Here is a 1,853-nt window from a genome sequence, read left to right as displayed (position 1 = left end):
GGCGTGGTGGCGGGCGGCGCGCTGCATCCGGCGGACGTGGCGGTCGCTCGCCGCCGGCGCCTGGAGCCGCGGCATCGGCACTCGACCCCGCGGCCCCCCCTGCCCGTGCCGTCCCATCCAAGGGCCAGATGCTCGGCGCTGCAGATGGACCCGGCGGCGCCGCTGCTCAATCACGTTCTGTGGGCGCCGGGCGCCTACCTCGTGCCGCGCCGCGACGGCCGCCTCATCATCGGCGCCACCACGGAGGAGAAGGGCTTCGACACTGCCCTCACCGCCGGCGGCCTGCTGGCGCTGCTCACCAATGCCTGGCGCGCGCTGCCGGCGCTGGAGGAACTGCCGATCATCGAACAGTGGGTGGGCTTCCGCCCCGGCAGCCGCGACGACGCGCCCATCCTCGGCCCGAGCGCGGAGGTGGAGGGGCTCATCTACGCCACCGGCCACCACCGCAACGGCATCCTGCTGCTGCCGGTGACCACGCAGGCCATCGTCTCGCAGATCCTCGACGGCCGCATGGACGCGGTGGCGGCGCCCTTCACCGCCGCCCGCTTCGCGCCGCGCGCGGCGGCGGAGTGAGCGCCATGGCCCTCGGCCTTACCGTCAACGGCGCGCCGGAACAGCACGCGGTCGCCACCGTCGCCGAGCTGTTGCGCGAGAAGGGCGTGGACGCGCACCGCAAGGGCATCGCGGTGGCGCTCAACGGCGCCGTGGTGCCGCGCCGCGCCTGGGGCGAGACCGCGCTTGCGGCCGGCGACCAGGTGGAAATCATCGAGGCGAAGCAGGGGGGCTGATCCCCGCCCCGGGAACGGGGTACTTCGCCGGAAACGGACGAGACCAACCATGACCGCGTTCAATGATCCTCTCGTCATCGCCGGGCGCAGCTTCGCCTCGCGCCTGTTCCTCGGCACCGCGGGCTACCCGAACCAGAAGGTGTTCCTCGACGCGCTGGAGGCCTCGGGGTCCGAGATGGCCACCGCCTCGATCCGCCGCATCAGCCTTAAGGGCTACGAGGAGAGCCTGACGGACCTGCTCACCGGCCGGGTGCACATTCTGCCCAACACCGCCGGCTGCCAGACCGCCAAGGATGCGGTCCTCACCGCGGAACTCGCCCGCGAGGCGCTGGAGACGGACTGGGTGAAGCTGGAGGTGATCGGCGATCGCGAACTGCTCTATCCCAACGTCGAGGAACTGCTGAAGGCCACCGAGGAGTTGGTGAACCGCGGCTTCGTGGTGCTGCCCTATTGCAACGACGATCCCGTCACCTGCCAGAAGCTCGCCGACCTCGGCGCCGCGACCGTGATGCCGCTCGGCTCCATGATCGGCACCGGGCTCGGCATCGCCAACCCGCACATGATCGAGCTGATCTGCGCCCGCTCGCCGGTGCCGGTGGTGCTGGACGCCGGCATCGGCACGGCATCGGACGCCGCGCTCGCCATGGAGCTCGGCTGCGCGGCGGTGCTGCTCAACACCGCCGTGTCGAAGGCGCACGACCCGGTGCGCATGGCCTCGGCCTTCCGCCACGCGGTGGAGGGCGGGCGCCTCGCCCGTCTGTCGGGGCGCATCCCGAAGAAGCTGCATGCGGAAGCATCCAGCCCCGAATTCGGCCTGGTCGGCAGCTGAGGCGGGGATGCTCCCCGCCCCGCCGGTTCTGCTCATCACCGACCGGTCGCAGGCGAAGGGCGACCTTGCCGCCGTGGTCGGCGCGGCCTGCGCCGGCGGCTGCCGCTGGATCAGCCTGCGGGAGAAGGACCTGCCGGAGGCGGAGCAGATCGCCCTGTTCGCCCGCATCGCGGCGATCGCCCGGCCGTTCGGCGCGCGGGTGACGCTGCACGGACCGGCTGAACGCGCCCGCGCCG

4 protein-coding genes are annotated in these 1,853 nt (G+C 72.5%); all 4 read left to right on the top strand.

All coding sequences use genetic code 11. From position 1 onward, the window contains the following. A partial coding sequence (locus tag AC2W7M_RS24665; protein ID WP_486135676.1) for an FAD-dependent oxidoreductase occupies nt 1-573 on the top strand: 573 nt, incomplete at its 5' end. A gap of 5 nt (nt 574-578) precedes the next feature. Continuing rightward, nucleotides 579-788, top strand: a complete 210-nt coding sequence (gene thiS / locus AC2W7M_RS24660) for a sulfur carrier protein ThiS (RefSeq protein WP_486135674.1) — start codon at nt 579-581, stop codon at nt 786-788. Nucleotides 789-837: 49 nt separating this feature from the next. Then, a complete protein-coding gene (thiG, locus tag AC2W7M_RS24655; RefSeq protein ID WP_486135672.1) occupies nt 838-1,617 on the top strand; it encodes a thiazole synthase in 780 nt (259 codons plus the stop codon). Nucleotides 1,618-1,624: 7 nt separating this feature from the next. Then, nucleotides 1,625-1,853 (top strand): thiamine phosphate synthase (locus tag AC2W7M_RS24650; protein WP_486135671.1); only part of this gene is annotated, 229 nt, incomplete at its 3' end.

The sequence above is a fragment of the Xanthobacter sp. BG11Y11_SDJG genome (assembly GCF_057364445.1).
This window is presented reverse-complemented; position numbering and strand designations above follow the sequence as displayed.